Annotated in this window: 18 protein-coding genes, 1 pseudogene and 2 riboswitches; of the genes and pseudogenes, 12 read left to right on the top strand and 7 right to left on the bottom strand. The window is 69.6% G+C overall.

Annotation, left to right across the window (positions count from 1 at the left end; translation table 11 throughout):
- Positions 1–19: 19 nt before the first annotated feature.
- The 4 genes from KVT39_RS16720 to cobA are packed head-to-tail and all read right to left on the bottom strand — an operon-like array spanning position 20 to position 3,147.
- On the bottom strand, positions 20–1,324 hold the full coding sequence (locus KVT39_RS16720) for a cobyrinate a,c-diamide synthase (RefSeq protein WP_034184155.1): 1,305 nt from the start codon (positions 1,322–1,324) through the stop codon (positions 20–22).
- A 2-nt stretch (positions 1,325–1,326) separates the two neighbouring features.
- Complete coding sequence (gene cobO, locus KVT39_RS16715) at positions 1,327–1,929, bottom strand: cob(I)yrinic acid a,c-diamide adenosyltransferase (protein WP_034184156.1); 603 nt, start codon at positions 1,927–1,929, stop codon at positions 1,327–1,329.
- 34 nt (positions 1,930–1,963) lie between these two features.
- Positions 1,964–2,341, bottom strand: coding sequence for a cobalamin biosynthesis protein (locus KVT39_RS16710; protein WP_034184157.1), 378 nt, complete (start codon positions 2,339–2,341; stop codon positions 1,964–1,966).
- Positions 2,338–3,147: a uroporphyrinogen-III C-methyltransferase gene (gene cobA / locus KVT39_RS16705; protein ID WP_217589662.1), complete on the bottom strand. Its 810-nt coding sequence runs from the start codon at positions 3,145–3,147 to the stop codon at positions 2,338–2,340. The genes KVT39_RS16710 and cobA overlap by 4 nt, the downstream gene beginning before the upstream one ends.
- Positions 3,148–3,256: 109 nt before the next feature.
- A riboswitch (cobalamin riboswitch) is annotated at positions 3,257–3,494 on the bottom strand.
- A gap of 125 nt (positions 3,495–3,619) precedes the next feature.
- Positions 3,620–3,884: riboswitch (cobalamin riboswitch) on the top strand.
- A gap of 187 nt (positions 3,885–4,071) precedes the next feature.
- Here cobA and KVT39_RS16700 point away from each other — a divergent pair.
- The 8 genes from KVT39_RS16700 (at position 4,072) to KVT39_RS16665 (ending at position 13,497) form a co-directional block, all read left to right on the top strand.
- A complete protein-coding gene (locus KVT39_RS16700) occupies positions 4,072–5,130 on the top strand; it encodes a HoxN/HupN/NixA family nickel/cobalt transporter (protein WP_034184158.1) in 1,059 nt (352 codons plus the stop codon).
- 26 nt (positions 5,131–5,156) lie between these two features.
- Entirely contained in the window at positions 5,157–6,245 is a 1,089-nt protein-coding gene (gene cobW, locus KVT39_RS16695; protein WP_217589659.1) for a cobalamin biosynthesis protein CobW, read from the top strand.
- A gap of 6 nt (positions 6,246–6,251) precedes the next feature.
- On the top strand, positions 6,252–10,061 hold the full coding sequence (gene cobN / locus KVT39_RS16690) for a cobaltochelatase subunit CobN (RefSeq protein WP_217589657.1): 3,810 nt from the start codon (positions 6,252–6,254) through the stop codon (positions 10,059–10,061).
- Entirely contained in the window at positions 10,058–11,143 is a 1,086-nt protein-coding gene (locus KVT39_RS16685) for an ATP-binding protein (RefSeq protein WP_217589655.1), read from the top strand. The genes cobN and KVT39_RS16685 overlap by 4 nt, the downstream gene beginning before the upstream one ends.
- A 68-nt stretch (positions 11,144–11,211) precedes the next feature.
- Positions 11,212–11,820, top strand: a complete 609-nt coding sequence (locus KVT39_RS16680) for a VWA domain-containing protein (protein WP_217589653.1) — start codon at positions 11,212–11,214, stop codon at positions 11,818–11,820.
- Positions 11,821–11,948: 128 nt separating this feature from the next.
- Complete coding sequence (locus KVT39_RS16675; RefSeq protein WP_034184162.1) at positions 11,949–12,401, top strand: YaiI/YqxD family protein; 453 nt, start codon at positions 11,949–11,951, stop codon at positions 12,399–12,401.
- A 172-nt stretch (positions 12,402–12,573) separates the two neighbouring features.
- Positions 12,574–13,146, top strand: coding sequence for a DUF1993 domain-containing protein (locus KVT39_RS16670; protein ID WP_217589652.1), 573 nt, complete (start codon positions 12,574–12,576; stop codon positions 13,144–13,146).
- A gap of 24 nt (positions 13,147–13,170) precedes the next feature.
- Positions 13,171–13,497: a low molecular weight protein tyrosine phosphatase family protein gene (locus KVT39_RS16665; protein WP_034184164.1), complete on the top strand. Its 327-nt coding sequence runs from the start codon at positions 13,171–13,173 to the stop codon at positions 13,495–13,497.
- A gap of 21 nt (positions 13,498–13,518) precedes the next feature.
- On the opposite strand, the pseudogene KVT39_RS16660 reads toward KVT39_RS16665, so the two are convergent.
- Positions 13,519–13,943: pseudogene (locus KVT39_RS16660) on the bottom strand (NUDIX hydrolase).
- 150 nt (positions 13,944–14,093) lie between these two features.
- Positions 14,094–14,351 carry a hypothetical protein gene (locus KVT39_RS16655; protein WP_034184166.1) on the bottom strand — a complete coding sequence of 86 codons (258 nt, stop codon included), beginning with the start codon at positions 14,349–14,351 and terminating at the stop codon, positions 14,094–14,096.
- Positions 14,352–14,625: 274 nt separating this feature from the next.
- Between KVT39_RS16655 and KVT39_RS16650 the strand changes: the two genes are divergently transcribed.
- From KVT39_RS16650 to KVT39_RS16635, 4 genes are all read left to right on the top strand, one after another.
- Positions 14,626–15,795, top strand: coding sequence for a CaiB/BaiF CoA-transferase family protein (locus tag KVT39_RS16650; protein ID WP_217589650.1), 1,170 nt, complete (start codon positions 14,626–14,628; stop codon positions 15,793–15,795).
- Between the two features lie 125 nt (positions 15,796–15,920).
- A complete protein-coding gene (locus tag KVT39_RS16645; RefSeq protein WP_034184168.1) occupies positions 15,921–17,222 on the top strand; it encodes a CitMHS family transporter in 1,302 nt (433 codons plus the stop codon).
- Positions 17,223–17,334: 112 nt separating this feature from the next.
- Positions 17,335–18,501: an acyl-CoA dehydrogenase family protein gene (locus tag KVT39_RS16640; RefSeq protein ID WP_175749401.1), complete on the top strand. Its 1,167-nt coding sequence runs from the start codon at positions 17,335–17,337 to the stop codon at positions 18,499–18,501.
- A 53-nt stretch (positions 18,502–18,554) separates the two neighbouring features.
- The gene (locus tag KVT39_RS16635) at positions 18,555–19,298 is read left to right on the top strand and encodes an IclR family transcriptional regulator (RefSeq protein ID WP_034184170.1); all 744 of its coding nucleotides are present in this window, start codon (positions 18,555–18,557) and stop codon (positions 19,296–19,298) included.
- 250 nt (positions 19,299–19,548) lie between these two features.
- Here KVT39_RS16635 and KVT39_RS16630 read toward each other — a convergent pair whose 3' ends face one another.
- Positions 19,549–20,904 (bottom strand): chitinase, encoded by a 1,356-nt coding sequence (locus KVT39_RS16630; protein WP_217589648.1) that lies wholly within the window; start codon positions 20,902–20,904, stop codon positions 19,549–19,551.
- Between the last annotated feature and the right edge of the window lie 440 nt (positions 20,905–21,344).

Here is a 21,344-nt window from a genome sequence, read left to right as displayed (position 1 = left end):
GGGCGCGGCATCGAGCAATCTAGAACGCTTCTCCGCTGAACAACGCCACGACCGCATCCGGATTCGACGGCCAGTACATATGCATGTACGTCGCGACGATCGCGCCGCGGCGATAGACGGCTTCGCCGCTGCCCGGCGCGCCGTCGGGGCGCACCGCGTTCGCGACCGGTTCCAGCGGCGTCGCGAGCCGCGAATAATGAAACGTATGGCCGCGCATCGGCCCGATGCGCGTATCGAGCTGCTGCATGCCGAGCGCCGCGAACCGGCGCTGCATCGTCGCGTGGCCCGGCAGCAGGCCCAGCATCGGCGTCGTTGCGCCGTCCACGTCGGTCAGCGATTCACACAGATACACCATCCCGCCGCATTCCGCGACGATCGGCTTGCCCGTAGCCGCATGCGCACGAATCGTCCGCGCGGTTTCGGCATTCGCCGCGAGCGTCGCCGCATGCAGTTCCGGATAGCCGCCCGGCAGGAACAGCGCGTCGCAATCGTCCGGCACCGGTTCATCGGCGAGCGGCGAGAAGAACCGCAACTGCGCACCGAGCGCATCGAGCAGCGTGAGATTCGCCGGATAGATGAACGAGAACGCCGCATCGCGCGCAACCGCGATTCGTTTCCCGGCGAGCGCGCGCGGCAGCGGCGCTGCCGCGTCCGGTTCCGCGAACGCGACGGCAGGCGGCAATTCGGCGAGCGCCGTCTGCGCGAGCACGTCGGCCGCGCGTTCGAGCCGCGCGTCGAGGTCGTCGATGTCGGCCGGCTGGTGCAGGCCGAGATGCCGCTCCGGCAGCGCGATGCCCGCATCGGCCGGCACGTGCCCGAGCCAGCGCAGGCCGTCGGGCAGCGCCTGTTGCAGCAATTGCGCATGCCGGGCCGAGCCGACGCGGTTCGCCAGCACGCCGTGAAACGGCAGCCCCGGCCGGAACCGCGCGAGCCCGAACGCGATCGCCGCGAAGGTCTGCGCCATCGCCTTCGCGGAAATCACCGCGACGACCGGCACGCCGAACGCGGCCGCGAGGTCGGCACTGCTCGGCGTGCCGTCGAACAGCCCCATCACGCCCTCGATCAGGATCAGGTCCGCATCGCGCGCGGCCTCGGCCAGCAGCGCACGGCAGCCGGCCTCGCCGACCATCCCGAGGTCGAGCGCATGCACGCTCGCGCCGCTCGCGCGTTCGAGCAGCATCGGATCGAGAAAATCGGGCCCGGTCTTGAACACGCGCACGCGGCGGCCGAGCCGGCGGTGCAGCCGCGCGAGGCCGGCCGTCACCGACGTCTTGCCCTGGCCGGACGCGGGAGCGCTGACGAACAGCGCGGGGCAGGCCGGCACGCTCAGAACTCCACGCCGCGCTGCGCCTTCACGCCTTGCTCCTTGTACGGATGCTTGACGAGCCGCATTTCGGTGACGAGATCGGCCGCGTCGATCAGCGCATCGGGCGCGTGCCGCCCGGTGACGACCACATGCACCGACTCCGGACGCGCGACGAGCGTTGCGAGCACTTCGTCGAGCGGCAGGTATTCGTACTTCAGCACGGTGTTCAGCTCGTCGAGGATCACCATCCGGTAGTCGCCGCTTTCGATCATCCGGCGCGCCTCGTCCCAGCCCTTGCGGGCGGTCGCGATGTCGGCGTCGCGGTTCTGCGTGTTCCAGGTGTAGCCGTCGCCCATCGTCACGAAGTCGCATTCGGCGACCGCGCCGAGGAAGTCGCGCTCGGACGTGTGCAGCGCGCCCTTGATGAACTGCACGACGCCGAGCCGCATGCCGTGGCCGAGCACGCGCACGGCCATGCCGAACGCGGCCGTGCTCTTGCCCTTGCCGTTGCCGGTGTGGACGATCAGCAGGCCTTTTTCATGAGTGGCGGCGGCCTGCTTCTTCTCGTGGCCGGCACGGCGGCGCTCGGCCATCCGCTGATGGGATTCGGAATCGGTCTTCATCGGGAATCGTCCTGTCGAAAGCGAAACAAAGGGTTCAGAGCGGGCCGGCGAGTGCGACCGTCACGCCGTCCCGGATGGATTTGGGGCCGAGCAGCCGGCCGTGCGGTGCCGCGAGCTGCGCGCACGGCTCGGCCACGCCGGCGACGCCGAAGCGCGCGAGCGCGGCGTCCGACGGACCGCTCGCGGCCAGTTCGGGACGGCTCGCGAGTTGCGCCGCGTCGAACGCGACGAGCGGCCAGCCGCGTCGCGCGCACAGCGTGCGCAGCGCACGGGCACGCGCCTTGTCGGCGAGCGTCGCGACGAGCGCCGGTTCGGCGGCCGGGTAGCGCGCCAGCGCCGCGCGGATCGCGGCATCGAGTTGCGCGGCCGTCACGCCCGCGCGGAACCCGACACCGAGCGCGACGCGCATCATGCGCCGCCGCCGAGCGCCGCACGCACCGACGGATCGTCGGCAAGCGCCGCGACGCGGCCGATCACGACGATCGCCGGCGAACCGATGCCGGTCGCGCCGACGCGTTCGACGACGGTGTCGAGCGTCGCGAGCACGTGCCGCTGTCCGGGGCGCGTCGCGTTCTCGATCGCCGCGCACGGCGTATCGCCCGGCAGGCCGCCGTCGCGCAGCGCCGCCGCGATCGCATCGAGCCGGCGGATGCCCATGTAGATCACGATCGTCATGCGCGTGGCCGCCAGCGCGCGCCAGTCGGGCTCGTCGGCGCCCGCGCCGTGGCCCGTGACGAAGATCACGCCCTGCGCGTCGCCGCGCTGCGTGACCGGAATGCCGAGCGCGGCCGGCGCGGCGATGCCCGCGGTGATGCCGTTCACGACCTCGACCGGAAAACCCGCCGCACCGAGCGCGGCCAGTTCCTCGCCGCCGCGGCCGAACACGAACGGATCGCCGCCCTTGAGCCGCGCGACGCTGCGGCCCGCGCGCAGGTGCGCGAGCATCGCGGCGACGATCGCTTCCTGCGGCGTCGACGCATGACCGCCGCGCTTGCCGACATGCTCGATGTGCGCGTCGGCGCGCGCATGGCGCAGCACGTCGGGGTTCACGAGATCGTCGACGAGCAGCACGTCCGCCGCGCCGATCGCGCGCACGGCCTTGAGCGTCAGCAGGTCGGCGTCGCCGGGGCCGGCGCCGATGAGCCAGGCGCGGCTCATCGCGCGCGGCACGGCGCGCACCGTGTCGAAACAGTGGAAAGGGGCAGGCGGGCGGCACATCGGCGGCCGGCGGACAGGCAATGCATGACGGATCGGGCGAAGCCCGCGCGAACGCGGGTGGAATGCGCACCCCATCCGTCCCCCGCGGATCGGGCGTTCGGCGAGCGTCGGGCTCGCCCCTTGCGTCGGCCGGTATCCGGGCTGGCCGCTTGCCAGGCCGCGGCCTTCCCGCCCGGCTGAAGGGCAGTGGCATCGTGGGCGGCATGGGCGCGTGCGCGGGGAAGCGCGTCGCGCGGGCGGCGTACCGTTGCGGGGACAGCACAGGCCGGGCGGTAGTCCGCCTCCTGTTTCCCGTTTAACTGCATGCGCGGAATGCGCATGCGAGCACCGAACGCGGCGCTACGATAGCACAGCGCGCCGCCCGCGCTAACCCGCTTCGCCGATGCCGGAAGCCGCCCCCGGCATGGCGCGGCGGCCATGCAAGCCGCCGTTCGGCGGGCTGCGCCGCCTTGACGCTCCCGCCCCCGGCGCCTACACTCGCACGCGTTTTGGTGCTCGCGCGCGCCCTCCGGCGCGTGCAGTTAAACGGGAAACAGGGAGCCTGCCTGCGTCGCAGTCGAGCCAACCTGTGCTGCCCCCGCAACGGTAAGCGAACGCATCGTGCCCGCCGCGATGCAGCGCCGCTTCGCCGCATGCCGCGCGCATGCGGACGACCGCCACTGGATGCCCTGCGCATCCGGGAAGGCGAAGCGGCGCGTTCGTCAGCCCGGATACCGGCCTAAACGTTGGGGTTCAGCGCCGCGGGGAGGCGGCGCATCGTCCACGGCCGCAGCGTGCCCGACACCCGAGCGTTTCCCGATTCCCGTCGTCCGACCGCCCGCGCGAGCGCGCATGATCCGGCCCGATGACGGGCCGGACCGCGCGGGGCCGCGCAGCGACGGCCGTGTTGGCATTCTTCATGTCGACCGTTCGCAAAGGAGCACCATGCTCGATTCGCTGTTTCGCCTGTTCAACGACAGTCCGTCCGGGCTGCGCGGCAAGATCGTCGCGATCTATGCGCTGCTGATCGCGTTCAACGCAGGCGCGTGGATCTGGGCGTTCGCCGCCTTCCACGGCCAGCCCGTGCTGCTCGGCACCGCGCTGCTCGCGTACGTGTTCGGGCTGCGCCATGCGGTCGACGCCGACCACATCGCGGCCATCGACAACGTCACGCGCAAGCTGATGCAGGAGGGCCGCAGCCCGCTCGGCGCGGGCCTGTTCTTCTCGCTCGGCCACTCGACGGTCGTGATCGTGATGTCGGTCGTGGTCGCGCTCACGGCCGCGTCGCTCGCGCGCTTCGAGAGCATGAAAGCGTGGGGCGGCGTGATCAGCACGAGCGTGTCGGCGTTCTTCCTGCTGGTGCTCGCGATCGCGAACCTGCTGATCCTGATTTCCGTCTACCGGACGTTTCGCGCCGCGCGGCGCGGCGAGCCGATCGTCGACGCCGATCTCGACCTGCTGCTGAACCAGCGCGGCGTGCTCGCGCGCCTGTTCCGTCCGCTGTTCCGGCTCGTGTCGCGCAGCTGGCACCTGTATCCGGTCGGGTTCCTGTTCGGCTTCGGCTTCGATACGGCGACCGAGATCGCGCTGTTCGGCATCTCGGCGGCGCAGGTGCAGGGCGGCCTGTCGTTCTGGTCGGTGATGGCGCTGCCGATGCTGTTCACCGCCGGCATGACGCTGGTCGACACGACCGACGGCATCCTGATGATGGGCGCGTATCGCTGGGCGTACGTGCGGCCGATCCGCAAGATCTACTACAACATGACGATCACCTTCGTGTCGGTGCTGGTCGCCGCGCTGATCGGCGGCATCGAGGTGCTTGCGCTGCTCGCGGACAAGCTGTCGCTGCAGGGCCCGGTATGGGGCTTCGCGTCGATGGTGGCGTCGCACTTCGGCATGCTCGGCTACGTCGTGATCGGCCTGTTCCTCGCATGCTGGCTCGTGTCGGCCCTGATCTACCGGTTAAAGCGCTACGACGAGATCGACGTGACGATCTCGGCCTGACTCCCCCTTACGACCCTGGATATTCCATGACCCTACGCAAGCTGCCCGTCACGATCGTCACGGGCTTTCTCGGCAGCGGCAAGACCACGCTGATGCGCCACATCCTGCAACACGCCGAAGGCCGCCGCATCGCGGTGATCGTCAACGAATTCGGCGAGCTCGGCATCGACGGCGAAATCCTCAAGGGCTGCGGCATCGGCTGCGAGGAGACAGAAGGCGCGCAGGACGAAGCGTCGGGCCAGCTCTACGAGCTCGCGAACGGCTGCCTGTGCTGCACCGTGCAGGAAGAGTTCTATCCGGTGATGGAAGCGCTCGTCGAGCGCCGCGCGGACATCGACCATGTGCTGATCGAGACGTCGGGGCTCGCGCTGCCGAAGCCGCTCGTGCAGGCGTTCAACTGGCCGACGATCCGCAACAGCTTCACGGTCGACGCGGTCGTGACCGTCGTCGACGGGCCGGCCGCCGCGAGCGGCCAGTTCGCGGAAAACCCGCAGGCCGTCGACGCGCAGCGCCGTGCGGACCCGAACCTCGACCACGAATCGCCGCTGCACGAGCTGTTCGCCGACCAGCTGTCGTCCGCCGATCTCGTGATCGTGAACAAGGCCGATCTCGTCGGCGACGCGCAGTTCGCGCAGATCGAAACCGCGATCCGCGAAGAGATCCCGCCGCAGGTGAAGATCGTGCGCGCGACGCGCGGCGAGCTCGACCTCGCAATGCTGCTCGGGCTCGAATCGGCATCGGAGGAAACGATCCACCTGCGCCACGACCATCACGGCTCGGCCGACGACGGCGATCACGATCACCATCACGACGATTTCGATTCGGTGGTCGTGTCGGGCGACGCTGGCTCGCGCGAAGCGACGATCGCCGCGCTGCAGCGCGTCGTCGAAGCGCACACGATCTACCGCGCGAAAGGCTTCGCCGCGCTGCCCGGCGCGCCGATGCGGCTCGTGATCCAGGGCGTCGGCCGCCGCTTCGACAGCTATTTCGACCGCCGCTGGCAGGACGGCGAAACACGCGCGAGCCGTTTCGTGCTGATCGGCGAGGATCTCGACGCGGCCGCGCTGCAACGCGCGTTCGACGCCGCGTGCGCGGCCGAGCCGCAACAGGCGTAACGCGCGATGCATCTGCTGCGCACCACGCCGGGCGGCTTCGTCGACGATACGCAGGGCGTCGTCCGGATCGACCAGCAACCGGCCGACATCGTGATCCTGAGTTCGGCCGACACGACGCTGTCGCTGCTCGCGAGCGTCGTGCCGCAATTGCCGGCCGGCTTCCCGAGCGTGCGGCTCGCGAACGTCACGTTCCTGCGGCAGCCGGCGTCCGTCGACTTCTATGTCGACGACGTGCTGCGCCACGCGAAGACGGTCGTGATCGATCATCTCGGCGGCGAAGCGTACTGGCCGTACGGGATCGAGCAGGCCGTGTCGCTCGCGTCGAAGCGCGAACAGCAGCTCGCGATGTTCTCGGGCGACCTGCAGGAAGACCCGAACCTCGTCGCGAAAAGCACGGTCGCGCCCGACCTGTGCCGGCTGTGGTGGCGCTACCTGCGCGAAGGCGGCGTGCACAACGCCGAAGCGCTGCTGCGCAGCATCGCGTTCCATACGCTCGGCTTCGGCGACGAACCCGAGCCGCCGCGCCCGTTGCCGGCGGCCGCGCTGTATCACCCGGCGCGCGACCGCGCGAGCGTCGACGACTGGCGGCCGCGCTGGACGCCGGGTGCGCCGGTCGTCGCGATCCTGTTCTATCGCGCGCACTGGCAGGCCGCGAACACGGCCGTGTTCGATGCGCTGGCCGACGCGCTCGTTCAGGAAGGGCTGAATCCGCTGCCGATCGCGGTGACGTCGCTGAAGGACGCGGTGAGCCGCGAGGTCATCACGCAGCTGTGCGACACGCACGGCGTCGCGCTCGTGCTGAACACGACCGCGTTCGCGGCAGGCGCGATCGATGCCGCCGAACCGGACGTGCTCGCCGGCGACGCGCCGGTGCTGCAGGTGATCCTGTCCGGCGGCAATCGCGACGCATGGGTGGCCGACAACCAGGGCCTGCATGCGCGCGATATCGCGATGCATATCGCGCTGCCCGAGGTCGACGGGCGCATCGTCACGCGCGCGGTGAGCTTCAAGGGGCTCGCGTATCGCTGCCCGCACACCGAGGTCGACGTCGTGCGCTACCAGCCGGATGCGGAGCGGATCGCGTTCGTCGCGGCGCTCGCGCGCGGCTGGTGCCGGCTGCGCACGCTCGACAACGCGAGCAAGCGCGTCGCGCTGATCCTCGCGAACTATCCGCAAAGCGAAGGGCGGATCGGCAACGGCGTCGGGCTCGACACGCCGGCGTCCGCGCTGCGCGTGCTCGCGGCGCTGCGCGATGCGGGCTACGCGCTGGCCGACCTGCCGCCCGACGGCGACGCGCTGATCGCGCGGCTCACCGAAGGCGTGACCAACGACGCGGCCGTGCATGCGCTGCGTCCGGCGTTCCAGAGTTTCGCGCTGGCCGACTACGTCGCGCATTTCGCGCGGCTGCCGGTAGCCGTGCGCGATGCGCTGAACGAACGCTGGGGCCCGCCCGAAGCCGACCCGACGCTGCGCCACGGGCGTTTCACGATCGCGGGCTGGCGCGCGGGCAACGTGTTCGTCGGCATCCAGCCGTCGCGCTCGCGCGGCGACAACGACTACGCGAGCTACCACGACGCGGATCTCGTGCCGCCGCACGCGTATCTCGCGTTTTATTTCTGGCTGCGCGATGCGTATCGCATCGACGCGGTCATCCATCTCGGCAAGCACGGCAACCTCGAATGGCTGCCGGGCAAGAGCGTCGCGCTGTCCGACGCATGCTGGCCCGACCTGACGCTCGGGCCGCTGCCGCACCTGTATCCGTTCATCGTCAACGATCCGGGCGAGGGCAGCCAGGCGAAGCGCCGCGCGCAGGCGGTGATCGTCGATCACCTGATGCCGCCGCTCACGCGTGCCGAAAACTACGGCCCGCTGCAGGATCTCGAGCGGCAGGTCGACGAATACTATGAAGCGCTGATGGTCGATGCGCGGCGCGCGAAGCTGCTGAGGAAGACGATCCTCGCGACGATCGCCGAACACCGGCTGCACGACGAACTGAGCGTATCGCCGCCGCGCGACGCGGGCGACGAGGATGCGCTGCTGACGCGCGTCGACGCGTGGCTGTGCGAATTGAAGGAAGCGCAGATTCGCGACGGGCTGCATGTGTTCGGCGCGTCGCCGGCCGATCGCCAGCGGCGCGACACGCTGCTCGCGCTCGCACGCTTTCCGGTCGGCGACGGCAAGGAAGAGCGCGCGGGGCTGATCGGCGCGCTCGCGCGCGACCTGATGCTCGGCGACGATTTCGATCCGCTGTCGGCCGACTGGGCCGCACCGTGGGCCGGCCCGCGACCGGCGATCCTGCAGGCGCTCGACGCGTCGCCGTGGCGCCATGCGGGCGATACGCGCGAGCGGCTCGAACGGCTCGCGCAGCAATGGCTGGACGGGCTGTGCGCGGCCGTGTCGGGCGACACTCGTACCGATGCGACGCCGCCCGGCGAATGGCTGCATACGCTCGCGGTGATCGAACGCGTCCGCTCGACGCTGATGCCTGCGCTCGACGCATGCGGCGGCGAGGAAATGCGCCAGCTGCTGCGCGGGCTCGACGGCCGCTTCGTGCCGCCGGGGCCGAGCGGCTCGCCGTCGCGCGGCCGCCCCGACGTGCTGCCGACCGGCCGCAACTTCTACTCGGTCGACACGCGCGCGGTGCCGACGCAGGCCGCGTGGTCGCTCGGCCTGAAATCCGCGCAGCAGCTGATCGAGCGCCATCTGCAGGATCACGGCGATTATCCGCGCGCGATCGGCCTGTCCGTATGGGGCACGGCGACGATGCGCACGGGCGGCGACGACATCGCGCAGGCGTTCGCGCTGCTCGGCGTGCGGCCGAAATGGGCGCACGGCAGCCATCGCGTGACCGATTTCGAGATCCTGCCGATCGAGATATTCGACCGGCCGCGCATCGACGTGACGCTGCGCGTATCGGGCTTCTTCCGCGACGCGTTCCCGAACCTGATGCACCTGTTCGACGCGGCCGTGCAGGCCGTCGCCGAACTCGACGAGCCCGAGGAACTGAACCCGGTCCGCGCGCGCATCGAGCGCGAACGCGCGAAATGGATCGCGCAGGGCGTGGCGCCCGACGAAGCGCGGCGACGCGCCGGCTGGCGCGTGTTCGGCGCGCGGCCGGGCAGCTACGGCGCGGGCCTGCAGGACCTGATCGACCAGCGCCGCTGGCAGACCGACGCCGATCTCGCCGATGCGTATCGCCAGTGGGGCGGGCATGCGTACGCGCAGAACAGCGCGGGCGACGCCGCACCCGACGTGTTCGGCGAGCGGCTGGCGACGATCGACGTCGTCGTGCAGAACCAGGACAGCCGCGAGCACGACATCCTCGATTCGAACGACTACTACCAGTTCCAGGGCGGGATGACGGCGGCCGTGCGGCACCTGTCCGGGCAGCAGCCGAGCATCTACCACGGCGACCACGCGAACCCGGCCGCGCCGAAGATGCGCACGCTGCGCGAGGAGATCGCGCGCGTGATCCGTTCGCGCGTCGTCAACCCGAAATGGCTCGACGGTGTGAAGCGCCACGGCTACAAGGGCGCGGCGGAAATGGCCGCGACCGTCGACTACCTGTACGGCTATGACGCGACCGCGCGCGTGCTGTCCGACCACCAGTACGCACTCGTCGCCGACGCGTACCTGTTCGACGACGACACGCGCGCGTTCCTCGAACGGCACAACCCGAAGGCGCTGCACGGCATCTGCGAACGCTTCGTCGAGGCGATGCAGCGCGGCCTGTGGCAGCAGCCGGGCGATTATCGCGAGCGGATCGAAGCGGTCTGGCTCGAAAGCGAACAACTCCAGGAAGGAGGACGGCGATGACCGATCCGACGCTGCACCGCGCGCGCGCGGTCTTTCCGTTTGCGGCACTCGTCGCGCAGGACGCGTTGCAGCAGGCGCTGCTACTCGCCGCGATCGACCCGTCGCTCGGCGGCGTGCTGGTGAGCGGGCCGCGCGGCACCGCGAAATCGACCGCCGCGCGCGGCCTCGCGGAGCTGCTGCCCGAAGGGCAGTTCGTCACGCTGCCGCTGTCGGCGAGCGACGAACAGGTGACCGGCACGCTCGATCTCGCACATGCGCTGGCCGAAAACGGCGTGCGCTTCAGGCCGGGCCTGCTGGCGCGCGCGCATCTCGGCGTGCTGTATGTCGACGAAGTGAACCTGCTCGCCGACGGGCTCGTCGATACGCTGCTCGACGTCGCCGCGAGCGGCGTGAACATCGTCGAGCGCGATGGCGTATCGCACGCGCATGACGCGCGCTTCGTGCTGGTCGGCACGATGAATCCCGAGGAAGGCGAACTGCGTCCGCAGTTGCTCGACCGCTTCGGGCTGATGGTCGAACTGGAGAACTGCTTCGATGCCGCGCAGCGCGAGCGGATCGTGAAGGCGCGGCTTGCATTCGATCTCGATCCGGATGCGTTCCGCGCTCGTCATGCAGCCGCGCAGCGCGAACTCGGCGACCGGATTCATGCGGCGCGAGCGCGGCTGGCGAGGCTCGATTTCGACGATGCGGTGCATGCGCGCGTCAGTGCGCTGTGCATCGACGCGGCCGTCGACGGGCTGCGCGCCGATCTCGTGATGCTGCGCGCCGCGCGCGCACTCGCCGCGCTGGAACGGGCCGATGCGGTGACGGTGTCGCATGTGGAGCGTGTGGCCGAAGCGGTGCTGCGGCACCGGCGCCATGCGGGTGCGCCGCCATCTTCCGGCGCGTCGCAGCCGGACCGCGAACGTGATGAACGTGACGATCGCTCGCCGCCGGATGCGCGCCAGCGGCCGGAGAACCAATCGGGAGCGACGAAGAACGACACCGCAGCATCGCAGCGCGACTGGGGCTACCTGCCGCCCGAACCCGCCGGGCTGCGCGACGTGAAAAGCGTCGTGCCGCTGCCGCTAAAAAAACGCTGAGCCATCGAGTCGGCGCCGCCGCGAACGCCGTTCGCGGTCCTCGATGGCAATCAGGCGCAGCCGCGCGCGTGCCGGGCACGGCGCGCGCCGGCACGGCCGTTGCGTGGCCGGCGACGCTCGCCGCGAAACGCGGCGATTCGCTGCACCTCGGCCATTTGCGCTTCCGGAAACGGGCCGGCACGCCGCACGCGCTGCATTGCTTCGTGCTCGACTGTTCGGCGTCGATGCTGTCGCACGACCGGCTCGCGCTGGCGAAGGGGCTGATCGTCGCGTATTTCGATCGCGCGGCGCGCGACCGTGTCGAAACCGCGCTGGTCTGCTTCGGCGGCAACGGCGCCGCGCGGCGCTTCGGCCCGGCCGTGCCGCGCTGGTGGAACGCGCGCTGGCTCGAACCGGTCGACGGCGGCGGCGGCACGCCGCTCGCGGACGGCATCGCGGCCGCCGCGCAGTTGCTCGCGCGCGAAGCGCGGCGTGCGCCCGACAAGCAGCGCTGGCTGTGGGTGCTGTCCGACGGCCGCACGCGCGAAGCGCCGGCGAAACCCGCGGCGGCCGATCATGTCGTGTTCGTCGACTTCGACGACGCGGCCGTGCGGATCGGGCAGGGCGTGCGGCTCGCTGCTGCGTGGGGCGCGCAGTGGGTGACGGTCGATGCGCTTTGTACGGACCTCGCGGGCTGAGCGGGCCTTGCGGACCTTGCAGCTCTCACGGACCTAGCTGATCTAGCGGGCCGAGTGACGGCCGCAAGGCCACGGCCGACGGTGCGATATGATCGCCGCTTCTGCTTCTCCCCATTGGAAAACCCGCCATGCAAGTACTGGTCGATGCCGACGCGTGTCCCGCCGTCATCAAGGACATGCTGTTTCGCGCCGCGCGTCGTGCCGAAATCCGCGTGACGCTGGTCGCGAACCAGTTTCTGCGCACGCCGCCGTCGCCGTTCATCAAGGCGGTGCAGGTGCCGGCCGGCTTCGACGTGGCTGACGCGCGCATCGTCGAGCTGGCCGAGGCCGGCGACCTCGTGATCACCGCCGACATCCCGCTGGCCGCCGCCGTGCTCGACAAGGGCGCGCATGCGCTCGACCCGCGCGGCAACTGGTTCAGCCGCGAGAACATCGAGGAACGCCTGTCGACGCGCGCGATGATGGAGCAGTTGCGCAGCACGGGCATTGACACGGGCGGGCCCGCGCCGTTCAGCGCGCGTGACGGCAAGACGTTCGCATCGCAGCTCGACCGGTTCCTGGCGCGATACGGCAAGCCGTAAGGCCGCGTTTCGGCGGCCACGCGCGATCGATCGTTCCGCATACGGAAACGCTCGTACGCGCCATGCGGCAATGCGTCGAATTCGCATCGGATCGTGTGCGCAGCTCAGGCCGGAATGCAGGTTTGCGCCGACGCTGCTATCGTGGCGCGAACCACTACACAGGAGCTCGCACGTGTCGCCGACCCAACTTCTCGTTCCGACGTTTACCCAGATGCTGCGCGCGCAGTCCGCGTGGCTCGACAAGGCTGTCGCACACCGGCAGGCCGCGGGCGACGAGCCCGACGCGGCGATGACGCTGAAGCTGGCAGCCGACATGTATCCGCTCGCCGCACAGGTGCGCTTCTCATGCTTCCAGGCGATGGAGCCGGTCTACCGGCTGCGCGGCGAGCCGCTGCCGGCCGCGCTGCTGGCATTGCGCGAAGCCGGATGGAATGCGGATGCGCAGCCCGGCTCGCTGAGCGACGCGCAGGCGATCATCGCGGGCACGCTCGCGTTTCTCGGCGAACTCGCGCCGGATGCGCTCGATGGCGGCGCCGCGCTGCCGATCGCGCTCGAGCTGCCCAACGGCGTCGCGTTCGACATGACGGGCGAACAATACGCGCGCGACTGGGCGCTGCCGCAGTTCTACTTCCATGCGATCGCCGCGTACGCGATCCTGCGCCATCACGGCGTCGAACTCGGCAAGGCCGACTACGTGCCGCACATGCTCGCGTACGTGCGACCCGGCACGATTCCGCAAGGGTGAGTGGTGAGCGGGCCGCGAAGCGGCATGATGCGGGCACTGTTCATCTGCAGCCGCAACCGGCTGCGCAGCCCCACGGCCGAAGCGGTATTCGCCGCGTGGCCGGGTGTCGAGACCGACTCAGCGGGCCTCGCGCCGGACGCGGACACGCGCCTGTCCGCCGAGCAGCTCGAATGGGCCGACATCGTCTTCGTGATGGAGCGCGCGCACAAGGCGAGGCTGTCGGCGCAATTCGGCGCTCATCTGAAGCACAAGAAGATCGTCTGTCTCGATATCCCCGACCGTTACGCGTTCATGCAGCCCGAACTCGTCGCGCTGCTCGAACGCAAGGCCGGCCCGTTCCTGCGCGCGTGACCGGCGCAGGCGGCATCGATATCAGCGCAGCGGGCCGTTCGCGATTGCCGAGAAGCAGTCGAGGCGCAGCAGTTCGATGATCTTGCGCGTCGGCACGCTCGCATGGAGCGTGTCGAGCCGGTCGACGGTGAACCACTTGCAGCGGGCGATCTCGTTGCTCGCGCGCGGCGTCAGGTGCGCGGGCACGTGTCGGCCACGAACACGTGATGCAGCTTCGTCAGCCCGCCGAACTGCACCGCGTAGTCGAGCGCAAGCCCCTCCAGCCGCGTTTCCTCGGCGAGCTCCCGCTGCGCAGCCTCGAGCGGCGTCTCGCCGCGCTGGATCGTGCCGCCCGGCAGCGACCAGCGCGACGCGGTGCGGGCGACCAGCAGCACGCTGCTGCGCTGGCGGCACACAATCGTGGCTCTTTCCTTGATGACGGCGAGAATGTCCGGCCCGGTACTCATGTTCGGCAAAACAGGTGCTGAATCGTGGAGAAAATGCGCGTCGGCGGTTCGTTGTCCGGCCGCGGGCCGCGACGGCATGCAGGCAGCCGCAGCGATCTTACCGGCCGTTCGTGACAGTTCCGTGCATGGCGTCGCGCCGCGTGAGCCGTGTCATGCGTGCGTGTAGATCCCGCTGCGCGTCGGCTTCACGTGGTGCGAACGGCGGCGCTGGTGAACGGCGCGCCGGTGATGGGGCGGCACCGTCACGTGCCGGCGCGCGGGCGCGGGCCGTGCGGTCGGCGCGGCGGCCTGCGGTGCCGCGGCCGGCATCTGCGTCTGTCCTTCGCCGAAATTGAATGTCCGGGTTTGCGCGTGTCCGACGCCCAGCGTCGACGCCAGCATGAAGGTCGCCAGCAGGATCCGTTTCATGAATATTCCGCGTTGCTTTTCGAGATGAAGGTTGCCCGCCAGCTTAACGAAGGGCGGGGTGGTGCCGCAACCGGCGCGGCTTCGGTGTCGTCTCCAGTTGCGCCCGGCGGCGTTGTCCGCGCTTCCGCCGAGTGCATCCGGGCTTGACAACATAATTCCTGAGTGTGAATATAAATTCACATACAAGAATTATTTGCCGAATCCGGAAAGTCGCGCCGCAGGCGCCGGCCGCCGGAACCGGCAGTCCGATCAACCGGAACCAGGAGCGAGACGCATGGCGGAACGAGAGCAGCAGGGCGCGCTGGCGGGATTGCGCATCGTCGATCTGTCGCGGGTGCTGGGCGGCCCTTACGCGACGCAGATCCTCGCCGACCACGGCGCGGAGGTGATCAAGGTCGAACCGCCGTCCGGCGACGAGACGCGCACGTGGGGCCCGCCGTTCGACGGCGACACCGCGTCGTATTTCCTCGGCGTGAACCGCAACAAGCTCGGCGTCGCGCTCGACCTGACGCAACCGGACGACCGCGAGCGCCTGCTCGGCCTGCTCGAACATGCCGATGCAGTCGTCGAGAACTTCAAGATCGGCACGATGGAGCGCTGGGGGCTCGGTTTCGATACGCTGCATGCGCGGTTTCCGCGGCTCGTTTATTGCCGCGTATCGGGCTTCGGCGCGGACGGCCCGCTTGGCGGGCTGCCCGGCTACGACGCAGCCGTGCAGGCGCTCGCGGGGCTCATGAGCGTGAACGGAGAAGCAGGCGGCGCGCCGTTGCGCGTCGGCGTGCCGATCGTCGATCTCGTGACCGGACTGAACGCGGCGCTCGGCGTGCTGATGGCGCTGCGCGAGCGCGACGCGAGCGGCCGCGGCCAGTTCGTCGAATCGACGCTGTTCGACTGCGCGCTGTCGATCCTGCATCCGCATACGCCGAACTTCTTCCATTCGGGCAACGCGCCCGTGCGCACCGGCAACGCGCATCCGAACATCACGCCGTACGACAGCTTCCCGACGGCCACCGTCGACATCTTTCTCGCGGTCGGCAACAACGGGCAGTTTGCGGCGCTGTGCGACGTGCTCGGCACGCGCGACTGGCCCGACGATCTGCGTTTCGCGGACAACCGCGCGCGCAGCGCGAACCGCGCCGCGCTGCGCGCGCTGCTCGAAACGGCATTGGCCGGACACGACGGCGCGGCGCTCGCCGAGCAACTGATGCGCCGCGGCGTGCCATGCGCACCCGTGCTCGGGCTCGATGCGGCGCTCGACCATCCGCATGTCGCGCATCGGCAGATGAAGGTCGAGCTGGGCCGGCATCGCGGCATCGCGTCGCCGATCAAGCTCGGCCGCACGCCGGCCACGTACCGGCGGCCGCCGCCAGCGCTGAATGAGCATGCGGCGCAGGTTTTTGCCGACGTCGACGCCGAAAACGATCACGACAACCGCCGGGACTGACCGGCATCGCGGCCGCCGGCCGTGCCGCGCGCCCGACGGCGGCGCACGGCCGCGCGGGCCGTACACCTCGTTCGGACACCACGCCGGCCCGCGCACGGACGCACCGGCTGAAGAGGAGACGCATCATGCTTGCATGGATCGGCGCGATCACCATCGTCGCGCTGTTCGGCCTGATCATCACGAAGCGGCTGTCGCCGCTCGTCGCGCTGATCGTCGTGCCGGTGGCCGCGTCGCTCGCGGCCGGTTTCGGGCTGACGACCGGCAAGTTCATCGTGCACGGCGTACAGAACATCGGCCCGATCGCCGGGATGTTCGTTTTTGCGATTCTATTTTTCGGAATCCTCACCGACGCGGGGATGCTCGACCCGATCATCGCGGGCGTGCTGCGCGTGATCGGCTGCCATCCGCCGCGCATCGTGATGGGCTCGGCGCTGCTCGCGCTGCTGATCCATCTCGACGGCTCGGGCGCCGTCACGTTTCTCGTCACGCTGCCCGCGATGATGCCGCTCTATACGCGGCTCGGGATGGATCGCCGCATCCTCGCGTGCGTCGCGTCGATGGCGGCCGGCGTCAATTTCCTGCCGTGGGTCGGGCCGATGCTGCGCGCGTCGGCGGCGCTGCACATTCCCGGCTCGGCGATCTTCATGCCGATGATCCCGGTGCAGATCGTCGGGCTCGCGTTCGTGTTCGGCACCGCGTACGTGCTCGGCGTCCGCGAGGCGAAACGGCTCGGGCTCGATCGCGCCGGTGCGGCGTCGCTCGCGATCGCGCCGCGCGAGCTGACCGACGCCGAGCGCGCGCTGCGCCGGCCCGGCCGCTTCCGGATCAACCTCGCGCTGACGCTTGTCGTGCTCGTCACGCTGGTGTCGGGCATCGTCGACCCGATGGTGATGTTCATGCTCGGCACGGTCGCCGCGCTCGTGATCAACTACCCGGACGTGCAAGCCCAGCGCGAGCGGATCGACGCGCATGCGAAGGCCGCGCTGATGATGGCGAGCGTGCTGCTCGCGGCCGGCGCGTTCACCGGCATCATGTCCGGCACCGGGATGCTGAAGGCGCTGGCGGAAGTCGTCGTCGCGCACGTGCCGGTCGAGCATGCGCGCCACATGCCGTTCGTGCTCGGGCTGCTGTCGATGCCGCTCAGCCTGCTGTTCGATCCCGATTCGTTTTATTTCGGCGTGCTGCCGGTGCTCGCGGAAAGCGGCAAGCTGCTCGGCGTGCCGCCGATCCAGATGGCGCAGGCCGCGCTGCTCGGCCAGATGACGACGGGCTTTCCGGTGAGCCCGCTCACGCCCGCGACGTTCCTGATCGTCGGGCTGACCGGCGTCGAGCTCGCCGAGCACCAGAAATTCACGATTCCGTTCCTGTTCGCCGCTACCGTGCTGATGGTCTTCGCCGCGGTCGCGACGGGCGTGTTTCCACTATGAGCGCCCGCAGACCTGTTGCTTCGCGCCAGGCTCCCGAGGGAACTTCCTTCGAGGCGGCTCGGCGTTTTCTTGCGTACGGCGCGGCCGTTCACGTTTTCCGGGAGAGCAATCCATGCAGTTCGACCTGACCGACGACCAGCGCGCGATCGACAGCGCGATCGAGAAAATCTGCGCGCGCTTCGGCGACGACTACTGGCTCGAACGCGACCGCGCGGGCGGGTTTCCGGCCGATTTCCACGCGGCGCTCGCCGAGGCCGGCTGGCTCGGCATCGCGATGGACCCGGCTTACGGCGGCGCCGGGCTCGGGATGACCGAGGCCGCGCTGATGATGCGCACGATCAGTGCGTCGGGCGCCGGCCTGTCCGGCGCATCGGCCGTCCACATGAACATCTTCGGGCTGAATCCGGTGCAGGTATTCGGCAACGACGCGCAGAAGGCGCGCTTCCTGCCGCCGCTGATCGCCGGGCGCGACAAGGCGTGCTTCGCGGTGACGGAACCCGACGCGGGCCTCGACACCACGCACCTGGCCACGCAGGCGCGTCGCGACGGCGACCACTACGTGCTGAGCGGGCGCAAGATCTGGATTTCGACCGCGCAGGTCGCGAACAAGATGCTGATCATCGCGCGCACGACGCCGCTCGACCAGGTCGCGAAGCCGACCGACGGGCTGAGCCTGTTCTACACCGACCTCGATCGCTCGCGCGTCGAGGTGCGCGAGATCGAGAAGATGGGCCGCAAGGCCGTCGATTCGAACATGCTGTTCATCGACAACCTGCGCGTGTCGCGCGACGACCTGATCGGCAACGAAGGCGACGGCTTCCGCTATCTGCTGCACGGGCTGAATCCCGAGCGGATCCTGATCGCCGCGGAGGCGATCGGGCTCGGGCAGGCGGCGCTGCGCCGCGCGACGCAGTATGCGTGCGAGCGCGTCGTGTTCGGCCGGCCGATCGGGCAGAACCAGTCGATCCAGCATCCGCTTGCGCTGGCGTGGATGCAGCTCGAGGCCGCGTGGCTGATGGTGATGAAGGCCGCGACGCGCTACGACGCGGGGCAGTCGTGCGGCGCGGAGGCGAACGCGGCGAAATACCTCGGCGCGGAAGCCGCGTTCCAGGCATGCCAGACGGCGATCGCGACGCATGGCGGGATGGGGTACGCGAAGGAATACCATGTCGAGCGCTACCTGCGCGAGTGTATGATTCCGAGGCTCGCGCCCGTGAGTCCGCAACTGATCCTGTGCTACATCGCGGAGAAGGTGCTCGGGCTGCCGAAGTCTTACTGACGCGCGGCGGCCCGCCCGGCGCGCGGTTTCCCGTTCCGAATCAAGCGCTCGTCATGGACGTCAAACTCGTTGCCCGCACGCTCGACCTGTTCGAGCTGTTCGCCGCCGAACGGCGGCCGCTGCCGCTGACCGAACTCGCGCGCCTGCTCAATGTGCCGGCGTCGAGCTGCCTCGCGATGGCGCGCACGCTCGTGAGCCGCGGCTACCTGTACGAAGTGCGCAAGCGCGGCGGCTACTACCCGACGCGGCGCTTGCAGACGATCGCCGCCGCGATCGACGCGACCGATCCCGTCGTCGACATCGTGCATCCGCATCTCGTCGCGCTGCGCGACGCGAGCCGCGAGACCGCCGTGCTCGGCAAGATCCAGGGCCTGTCGGTCACGTACCTCGACGTCGTCGAATCGGAGCAGGCGATCCGCTATACGCGCCAGCCGGGCGAGCTGCGCCCGCTGCACGCGAACTCAATCGGCAAGGCGATCTTCGCGGAACTCGCCGGCGATGCGCAGCAGGCGCTCGGCGCGCAGTTGCCGTTCGAGCGTTTCACCGACGCGACGATCGCGGACCTGCCGGCGCTCGTCGCGCAAACCGCGCGGTTTCGCGAACTCGGCTGGGCCGAGAACTTCGGCGAAAGCGCGCCCGAGCTGTCGGCGATCGCGGTCGCGCTGACGCTCGACGGCGACTGGTACGGGCTGTCGGTCGTCGGGCCGACCGAGCGGATCCGCCAGCATCGCGACACGCATGCGGCGCTGCTCGTCGACGCGAAGGCGCGGCTGCTGGCCGAACACGCGCGCGGGTAGGGTAGCGGCACGCGAGAGCCAGTAGCGGGCCGGCGTCTGGACTACACCGCAAAAGTCGGGCACCGATCCAAGCGTTTGGGGGGTTTTCATGAACCGCCTGGATTTCTTGGACAGTGCCGAGTGTTGGTGCTCGGTCTTTCACGAACCTTCGGCCTTAGGCCGAAGGCGAAGCATGACGAGCCGTTCCGGCATTCGATCCTGCCGCGCCGGAAACGGCTCGCCGCGCATCATGCGCCGGCGCGTTGCGCCATCACGACTTTACCCATACGCCGCCGGCACTCGGGTTGTCGCCCTGGGTCCACCATTTCGCGCAGTACTTCGCGCCCTGGTACGTCACGCACGTGCCGCCCTGGTAGGCGGTCGTGGCCGACCATACCGGCGAGCCGCCGCCGACCGGCTTCCACACGGCCGCCTGGCCGGGCACGTCACCCTGCGTCCACCATTGCGCCTGATAGGTCGTGCCCTGGTAGGTGACCGTCGCGCCGGCCGTATAGACCTGGCCGGCCGCCCAGGGCGCGCCCGGCTGCGGCGTGCCGCCGTCCGAGCCGCCGCCGTAGTTCGGGTCCTGCGTGACGCCGGCGCCCCACTTGCCGTCGAGCTTGCGGAAAATCGCCGCGAACGCGTACGGCTGCTGCGCGACGCCCGAGCAGGTCGGCGACGCATACGCGCCGTTGTTCGGGCACGGCTGGTCGCGGCCGACCGACCAGTTGCCGAAGAACCCGTAGCCGTTGTTGACCGCCGCGTTCAGCACGCTTTGCGCGTTCGCGAGCGTGAAGGTCTCGCCCTGCACGTCGTTCACGCCGATCATCGGCGTGACACCCACCATCTGCCACAGTTGCGCGCCGGTCTTCGGCTGGCCGGCGGACTTGAACGCGGTGTCGAGCTGCGAATACAGCGCCTGCGCGGCGCTGATCGCGGCCGCGCCCATGTCGATGTTCGCGGGGCCGTAGTCCATCGTCATCAGGTTCACGGCATCGAACGTCGTCTTGTTCGCGATCGCGGCGTTGACGACGTTCACGCCGTCCTGCGTGAGCCCGGTCGGCATCGTCGGCAGCGTCAGCGTGACGTGCAGCGGCTTGCCCTTCGCCGCATAGTCGGCTTGCAGTTGCGCGACGGCTTGGAAGTTGCGCGCGACCGCAGCCGTGTCCTGCTGCGATGCGCCTTCGATATCGAAGTCGATATGCGTGAGGCCGTATGTGTCGATCACCGTCTGGTAGGCGGTTTTCAGCGCGGGAACCGTCGAGCAGGCCTGCATCAGCGGCGTGCCGTTCGCGCCGCCGAACGACACGGCGACTTCGCCGCCTTTCGCGCGATAGCTCGCGATCGACGTCGACAGCGCGGTGAGCAGGCCGCCGCTCGCGCCGTTGCCGATCGGCTGCACGCCGCCCCACGACGGCGCGCAGCCGCTGCCCGCGACCACGAACGCGAGCGTGAATTGCTGGATGCCTTGCCGGACGCCGATCTGGTCGACGAGCGGCGTCGGATAGAGCGTCACGTCGACGAACGGCGCGTAGACGCCGGCGCCGTGGGACACGCTCGCGGCGGCGAGCAGACAACCCGCGGCAATCGCACGCGGGATGAAACGCTGCAACACGTTGTTGTTCATTCTGTTCTCCAAGTGGAAGAGGGATACGCTGGCCCGCGTATCGCCGCCGGACGGACGACCGGGCATGCCCGGCCGGCGGCGTGCCCATCTTGGAGGATTCGCGCCGAATAGTGAATGGTCAGGAGTTCTTTTTGTTATTTGATTTCCGATACGTAACGATCTTGCCGATTCGACACCGTTCCGTAATGCATCGGGCGGGCGATTTTCCCGATCGTTCGTGCTGATTGCATGAAGCCCGATGCGCGTCGCTAACGTCGCTTATATCGCTCACGTTGCGTTACGCCGATACAGGCTGCACCAGTGAGCGGGCCTGCGCGACGAAGCGTTCGACGCACGCCGACGCAAACAGCTCGCTCCGCGACACGATCTGCTCGGCCGAACGCGCACCGGCGAGCGGTACATTGACGACGCCTGCGCATGCCGACGTGCGCGGCGCCCGG

The sequence above is a fragment of the Burkholderia sp. GbtcB21 genome (assembly GCF_019091065.1).
GTDB classification, from domain to species: domain Bacteria; phylum Pseudomonadota; class Gammaproteobacteria; order Burkholderiales; family Burkholderiaceae; genus Burkholderia; species Burkholderia pyrrocinia_C.
This window is presented reverse-complemented; position numbering and strand designations above follow the sequence as displayed.